The 7,018-nt window shown below is 67.0% G+C and carries 4 protein-coding genes; 2 read left to right on the top strand and 2 right to left on the bottom strand.

Features of this window, described 5'->3' with window-relative positions; all coding sequences use genetic code 11:
• Both VJ655_RS16325 and VJ655_RS16320 read right to left on the bottom strand, forming a co-directional pair.
• Window positions 1-1,378, bottom strand: a 1,378-nt coding sequence (locus VJ655_RS16325) for a type I secretion system permease/ATPase (RefSeq protein WP_324112881.1), incomplete at its 3' end; no start/stop codon positions are given.
• Between the two features lie 240 nt (window positions 1,379-1,618).
• Complete coding sequence (locus VJ655_RS16320) at window positions 1,619-4,750, bottom strand: hypothetical protein (protein ID WP_324112879.1); 3,132 nt, start codon at window positions 4,748-4,750, stop codon at window positions 1,619-1,621.
• Window positions 4,751-5,008: 258 nt separating this feature from the next.
• On the opposite strand from VJ655_RS16320, the gene VJ655_RS16315 reads away from it, so the two are divergent.
• Both VJ655_RS16315 and VJ655_RS16310 read left to right on the top strand, forming a co-directional pair.
• Window positions 5,009-5,308 carry a helix-turn-helix transcriptional regulator gene (locus VJ655_RS16315; RefSeq protein ID WP_324112877.1) on the top strand — a complete coding sequence of 100 codons (300 nt, stop codon included), beginning with the start codon at window positions 5,009-5,011 and terminating at the stop codon, window positions 5,306-5,308.
• Window positions 5,309-5,374: 66 nt separating this feature from the next.
• Window positions 5,375-6,871 (top strand): hypothetical protein, encoded by a 1,497-nt coding sequence (locus tag VJ655_RS16310; protein WP_324112876.1) that lies wholly within the window; start codon window positions 5,375-5,377, stop codon window positions 6,869-6,871.
• Window positions 6,872-7,018 lie beyond the last annotated feature (147 nt).

The following is a 7,018-nucleotide window of genomic DNA, read 5'->3' as shown; positions in this document are numbered from 1 at the left end:
TGTCGTAGCCCTGGGGCAGGGCCTGGATCATCTCGTGCACGCCGGCCAGGGTCGCGGCCTCGATCACTTCCTGAGCCTCGAACTCGGTGAAGCGGGCGATGTTCTGGGCCACGGTGCCGGCGAACAGCTCGATGTCCTGTGGCAGGTAGCCGATGTGGCGGCCCAGCTTCTCGGGGTCCCACTGCTTGATGTCGTAGCCGTCTAGGCGGATGACGCCGGCCGCGCACGGCCAGACGCCGACGATGCCGCGCAGCAGCGAGGACTTGCCCGCCGCGCTGGGACCGACCAGCGCCACGGCCGTGCCGGCGTCGATGCGGAAGCTGGCCTGGCGCATGGTCGGCTGCTGAGCGCCGGGCGGCAGGATCGAGGCGGCTTCGGCCGACAGCACGCCGCGCGGCTCGGGCAGTTGCATGTGGTCGGAGGTGTCCTTCTCCTCGCGCAGCATGCCCTGCAGGCGATCCCAGGCGCTGCGGGCGCCCAGGAAGCCCTTCCACTGGCCCACGGCGCCCTCGATGGGCGCCAGGGCGCGGCCGACCAGGATCGAGCCGGCGATCATCGAACCGGCCGAGATCTTGCCCTGGATGGCCAGATAGGCGCCGCCGCCCAGGATCAGGGTCTGGACGACCTGACGGAACACCTTGATGCCCGACATCACCGCGCCGCCGGCGTCGCTGGCGGCGGCCTGCCAGGCCACCTGCTCGTCGCGGCGCACGCGCCAGCGGCTCTGCAGGCCGCCCCACATGCCCATGGCCTTCATGACCTCGGCGTTACGCAGGGTGGAGCCGGCGTCGTTCTGGGCCGCGATCGAGGCCATGGTCGCCATCTGGACCGGGTTCTTGGTGCTGCGGTCGTTCATCACGGCCAGGCCGAAGATGATGAAGCAACTGATGATGGCCAGAATGCCGAAATAGGGGTGCAGGATCCACGAGACGACGATGAACACCGGCGTCCATGGCGCGTCGCAGAAGGAGATCAGGCCGCCGGTCATGAACTCGCGCACCTGGTCCATGTCGCGGAACGCCTGGCCGCCGGGACCCCGCCGGGTCAGGGTCGAGTCCAGCACCGCCTTGAAGATCGGGTCGCGCGCGACGCCGTCGAACTTCAAGCCCCCGCGCACCAGCACCTGGGTCCGCAGCGCTTCCAGCAGGCCGTACACCACGAACAGGAAGACGCAGATGATGGTCAGCACCACCAGGGTCGCCACGTTGCGGCTGGACAGCACGCGGTCATAGACCTGCAGCATGTACAGCGGGCTGACCAGCGCCAGAATGTTGATGAAGAAGCTGAAGACCATGGCGGTGATCACCGCCGGCTTGGCGACCAGTACGGCCTGATCCAGGATGGTCGGCTTGGCGGCGCCGGTGCGAGTGAAGAACATCTTTAGCCTTCAGGACGCCGCGGCGTGTGACGCGGCTGAACTACAGTAACAACTTAGGTCGCGTCTCGACCACGAAATTGTGGCGGAAAATGAGCGGGCCGTCTGGGCTAGAGCACAGGCCGCCGGCCATCGCAAGGTTCCCGTCGCCAAACGAGAAACGCCGCCCCGACATGAGCCGGGGCGGCGTCTTAGTTCTCGAGCACTGCCAGCCGCCCGGAGGCGGCTGGCGACCCTGGCCTATTAAGCCAGCGTCAGAGTGTTCGTAGCGGCCGAGTACGACGCGGTCGACAGGTCGATCAGACCGGTCAGCTTCACGACGTGGTCGGTGGCGGCGAAGGTGGCGGCCAACGAGACGTCTTCCACGATGTAGGTGTTTCCGTTGTATTGGAACCACTTGATCGCGCCGTTGGTCGAACCGTCAGCGGTCGAGGCCATATCCAGAGCTTCCGCCAGCGACTGCGCGGTGGTGGTGACCACCTTCGTCGCCGTGAACGCGTCGGCGCCTTGGTTGGCGAACACGAACGCATCACCGGCGTTAGCCGTGTCGGTGATCGCGACCATGTTGGCGAACGAGACCGAAGCCGCGACGTTCACCGTGTCGTTGCCGCCGCCCAGGGTGATGGTCGTGGCAGCGTTGGCGACGGTGACGGTGTCGTTGCCGAGGCCGAGGCTGACAGTCGCAGCGCTAGCCAGCGTGACCGTGTCGGCGCCCGAACCCGTCGAGACCGTCAGGCCGCCAGTGGCGATACCCGCGTTCGTCGTGTTCAGGGTGATGGCGCCCGTCGCCGCCGAGGCGTCGATGGTGGCCAGACCGGTGGCGCCAGCGGTACCGAAGGAGCCGACGAACGAGACGTCGAGCGCTTGCGAACCGGTGATGACCAACGAGCGAGCAGCAGCGTCCGTCAGGTCGATGTTGTTCGCGCTGAAGCCCGAAGCCGAACCCGAAGCGATCGTCACGTTCTCGATGTTGGCGATCGAGAGCGTGCCGGCGTCGTAGGTCGCGGCCGCGCCCGAGGTCGCACCGCCAACGCCCGCGAAGGTGATGGCGTAGGCGTCAGCGGTACCACCAACGTTCGAGAAGGTCAGAACGGTCGTGCCAGCGCCAGCGTTGGTGGCGACGGTCAGCGACTGAGCGGCCGTGATGTTGGTGTAGGTGCCGCCCGAAGCCAGCAGTTCGAGGCCCGTGAGGGTCGAACCGGTCAGCAGAGCCGCGTCCAGAACGGTGTTGTTCAGGCCCAGGATTTCGAAGTTCTTGAACACGCTGCCGTTGCCGGCGTTGATCACCGACGACGAGATCGTGTCGACGCCCGTGCCACCATCGACAACCGAGGTGGTCGAAGCGGCGACGGCCGTGCCCGACAGGCGGTCGTTGCCGGCGCCCAGATCGAACTTGCCGCCCGAAGCCAGAGCGCCCGTCAGGGTGATCAGGTCCGAACCAGCGCCGCCCGTGAAGGCGACCTTGGTGACGTCGATGTTCAGGGTCGAGGTGCCGGTGGTGCCCGAGGTGTCAACCTTGGTCACGGTGCCGAGACCCGACAGGTCGGCCTTCAGGCCGGCGGTGCCGGTGACGGTGACCGAGGTCGCGGCGGTGAGGCCGGCGGCCGAGGTCAGGGTCAGGACGTCCGAACCCGAGACCTTCAGGGCCGTGGCCGTGGAGACCACGTTGGCGACCGTGTTGGCGCCCGAGACGGCGACGTTCAGGGCCTTGTAGTTCGAGCCCAGGGTCACGGCGCCGGTCGAACCCGCGCCCAGGTTCAGGGCCAGGGTGTCGACGGTGGCGCCAGCGCCGGTGGTCACGCCGACGGTGCCGACGACGCCCGAGACGTTCAGGGTAGCCAGCGAGTTGTCGGTGATGGCGACGGCGCCGGCGTTGGCGATCGTCACGGTGGCGATGCTGCCGCCCTTGGTCGCGTGAGCGCCGTTGGCGTCGTTGATCGTCACGGAACCGCCGATGATGCCCTTGGTGGTGGCGTCAGCGGCGACAGCGGCGGTTTGGTTGACCGTCACGCCCGTGGTGGTCGTCGCGCCGGTGACCGTCACGGCGGCTTGGGTCGTCGAGGTGTTCACCGTGGCTTGGGTCGCGACGGTCGTCACGTTGACGGTGGTGCCGCCGGTGACGTTGATGTTGCCCTGGGCGGTGGCGCCGGTGCCATTGACCGTAGCCTTCACGGTCACGGCGCCCGTCGGAGCGGTCGTGCCGCCGACGGCGATCGTGCCAGTGCTGGTGGTGGCCGTGGTGACCGAAACGGCCGAACCGCCGTTCACGACGACCGTACCGGCGGCCAGCTTGTCGTCGGAGACGACGATGCTGGTGGTGCCAGCGGCCGTGGCGTTGACGCCGCCAACCGTGGTGGTTTGCAGCGAGGTCACGCCGGTCCAGGCGCTCGAGTCGACCTTGCCAGTGCCAACCGACTTCAGCTGGACGGTTTCGACGTTCTTCACGGTCAGGCCGGCGATGCCGGTCCAATCGCTACCGCCGGTGGCGTCGGCGAGCACCAGGGTGTCGTTGCCGGCCAGGCCGTCGATCGTGTCGAGCGCCGTCAGGGTCGTCGGGATCGCGTTGATGGTGTCGTTGTTGACGGTGGCGACCGGGGTGTCGATGCCGGTGGTCAGGGCCAGGGTGGTGCCCACGGTGCCCGTGCCGCCGTAGTTGGCGAACAGGTCGATGCCGTTGACGTTGTTGGCGGCCAGAACGCCGTCGTCAGCCAGATCCTTCAGCAGGGTGTTCGTGGCCGCGGCGTACGAACCCAGGCCCGCGCCGCCGTTGGCGACGTTGCCTTGGAACATGATTTCGCCAACGATCGCGGCCTTCACGGCCAGCGCTTGGTCAGCGGCCGAAGCGCCCGGCAGGACCTGCTTCACGAAAGCGGTGAAGTAGGCTTGCTGGTCGGTGAAGAACTTGTAGGCGTTGTCGAGGTTCACGCCAGCCGCTTGGGCGGTGGCCTTACCGATGATGACGTCGTAGGCGGTCTTGACCACGTCGGAGATCGACAGCGCGCCGTAAGCGGCGTCGAAGCTCGCCTTGGCGGTCGCGTTGCCGAGGGCCAGCGAGATCGACTGGGCGATGAAGCGGTTTTCAGCGTTGAAACCAGCTTGCGAACCCGTGCCAACGTAAGCGTTGTTCAGGAAGGTCAGGCCGGCGGTGCTCGGCGCGTAGCCGAGGAAGAACTGGTAGGTGCCGACGCTGACCGAGGTCGTGCTGTCAGCAGCAATGTCGAGCAGGGCGGCCAGCGCCTTCTCGTCGCTGAGCGAACCAGCGGCGTTCTGGTTCGCGATGGCCAGAAGCGCTTGCTCTTGAGCCGCCGTCGCCGCGGTGCCGGCGTTGGCGTTCTTGAAGTACGCCTTCAGGTCAGTGAGGTTGTTGTAAGCCATCTGGCTTGTCTCCCAAAGAAATCCCACACCCCCTGCGACCGAACGGCGCGCATGGGAGCAGCGATGGCTATAGAGCAAACGTCATACGTCGACAATAGCCGAAATCGCGGGGTACAGCATTTTTCTAACCGGTACAGCATTTTCCTATGTCGCGTTCCTTGTACCTTGGCCGCCAAACAGCTATATGAGGAGGGAATTTTGCGTCCGCGCAGGCGAGCGATAGCGCTCCCCGCCCCCGGACGGAGGCGAGAGTCTATAATGTATGGCAACCCTCAACGTCGCAGCGCCCCGGAGGTTCAAGACCTCCGCCGCGAAGGTGGCCGCTGGCTGAAGGAGCAACGGGAGGCCTCCGGCCTGTCGCAGCGACAGCTCGCGGCCAAGGTCGGCGCCGACTACTACACCTTCATTTCCCAGCTGGAGACCGGCCGTGGCCGCATCCCGCCGGACCGCTACCGCGATTGGGCGCGGGCGCTTAACGTTCCTGAAAGGACGTTCGTGCGGGAACTGATGCGGTTCTACGATCCTATTACCTACGACATCCTGTTCAACGAAGAGTAGTTCGTCTAGCTTGCCCTCGCCGGCGGGGTGCCGGTGACTCTTCACGCGTGGGAATCTTCCGCCGACATGGCCGCGCAAGTCCTTTCGTTCTTCCAGCGTTCGCCGCGATACACGCCCGCTCCGGCGGACTGGAGCCAGCAGGAGCTGGCCGAGTTCTATCGCGTCGAGGCCGCTCTCAGCCGCGCGGGGATTCGCGTCGGCACCGATCGCGGCCTGAGCGACGAGAAGGAACCGTGGTTCGTCTTCTACCGCACCGACGACGGCGAGGTGGTGATCCACTTCGCGCGAATCGACGGTGAGTACCTGATCGCCGGCCCCGCCTATGAAGAGATCGCGCGCGGCTTCGATTTCTCGTCGATGGTGCGCAACATGGTGGCGCGCCATCCGCTGATCCGTCGCTCGGATCGCGGCGACAATATCGCCCTGCACCCCGCCGCCCTGCTGGTGGCCGTGGTCGGCACCGCCTTCTTCAAGACCGGCGAAGCCCGCGCGGCCGAGACCGGCGCGGCCAATGCGCCGTCGCACGCGCGTCCGACCCTGCTGTCGTCTAGCTCCAGCGCCGGCCTGACCGGTGGCGCGGCTCCGGTCGCGGCCGCGTCGGGGATGGCTCAACCGGTGTACGACACCGTGCAGCTGCCGGCCAACCAGGCGGTTCTGGTGCTGGCCGCCGCCTTGCTCGCAGCGGACTTCACGGTCGACGCCGCGAGCCTGGATCCCGCCGCCCAGGCCACGCTGGCCTCGGCCGCCGCGTCACTCGAGTTCAACGCTCCTGTCGCTCCGATCGTGACCAGCGGCGAGGCGGACGGCACTGGCGTCGCGGCCCACGCCGCCGCGGTCGCCAACACCCCGGTTCAGACCGTGTCGTCTGTGCTATCCCTGGTCGCGTTGCTCTCGACACTGCCTCAGACCGCCGACGCGCCGGCCGCGCCGGAGCTGGCGCCGTCGGTTCCGGACAGCGCCCGCCATGAGGTGGCTCTTTCGCCCCTGCCCGCCCCCGCCCTCCATGACGGGGCGGACTGGTCGCTGGAAGTGCGGCTCGCCGCCGGCAGTCTGCCGAGCATCGAGGCCGTGCAGCTAGTGCGGTCTCTGGTCGGTGACGCCGCGGCGGCCCAAAAGATCACCGTTATCGAGGTCTCGAAGCTGCCCGACGTGCTGGCCGAGATCATCTCGCGCGGCGAACACGTCCAAGTGGCCCCGGTCACGGCGCAGCCCGCCGAGGCGCTTACCGAGACGCCCGCGACGTCGGCGACGGGCGAGACGCCCGTCTCGTCCGGCCACGACACCGTCACCGCGCCCTCGACCGACGCGCAGACGCCGGCGGCGCACTCCGCCATCATGTCGGAAGACCTGGTCAAGCAGTTCATCGACTACTTCATCGCCCACACCGACCATGTCGCGATGATGATGAACGGCTCGCAGGTGGTGATCTACGACCCCCTGGTGATGAGCAACCCGAGCGCCATCGACCATATCGTCAGCTTGAACTTCGAGCTTGCGGACCACAGCCAGATCAATCTGGTCGGCGCATCCGACGCTTTCCTGAACGTCGGGATTCTGCTCTAGACCGGGCTAGCCGCTAACGCGCGGTTTCGGCTTTGCAAGAACGAGCGAGCGAACAGGCTCCGCTCGGGAAGGATTGACTTGAGGCCCGCACGCCTGGACTTGGCGATCAGTTCCGCCATGCGCCCTCCCCTCTCCGAAGAACCGAAG

Source organism: Caulobacter sp. (assembly GCF_035254145.1).
Classification (GTDB): Bacteria; Pseudomonadota; Alphaproteobacteria; order Caulobacterales; family Caulobacteraceae; genus Caulobacter.
Note: the sequence above shows the minus strand (reverse complement) of the source record. Positions and strands in the feature narration are given on the sequence as shown.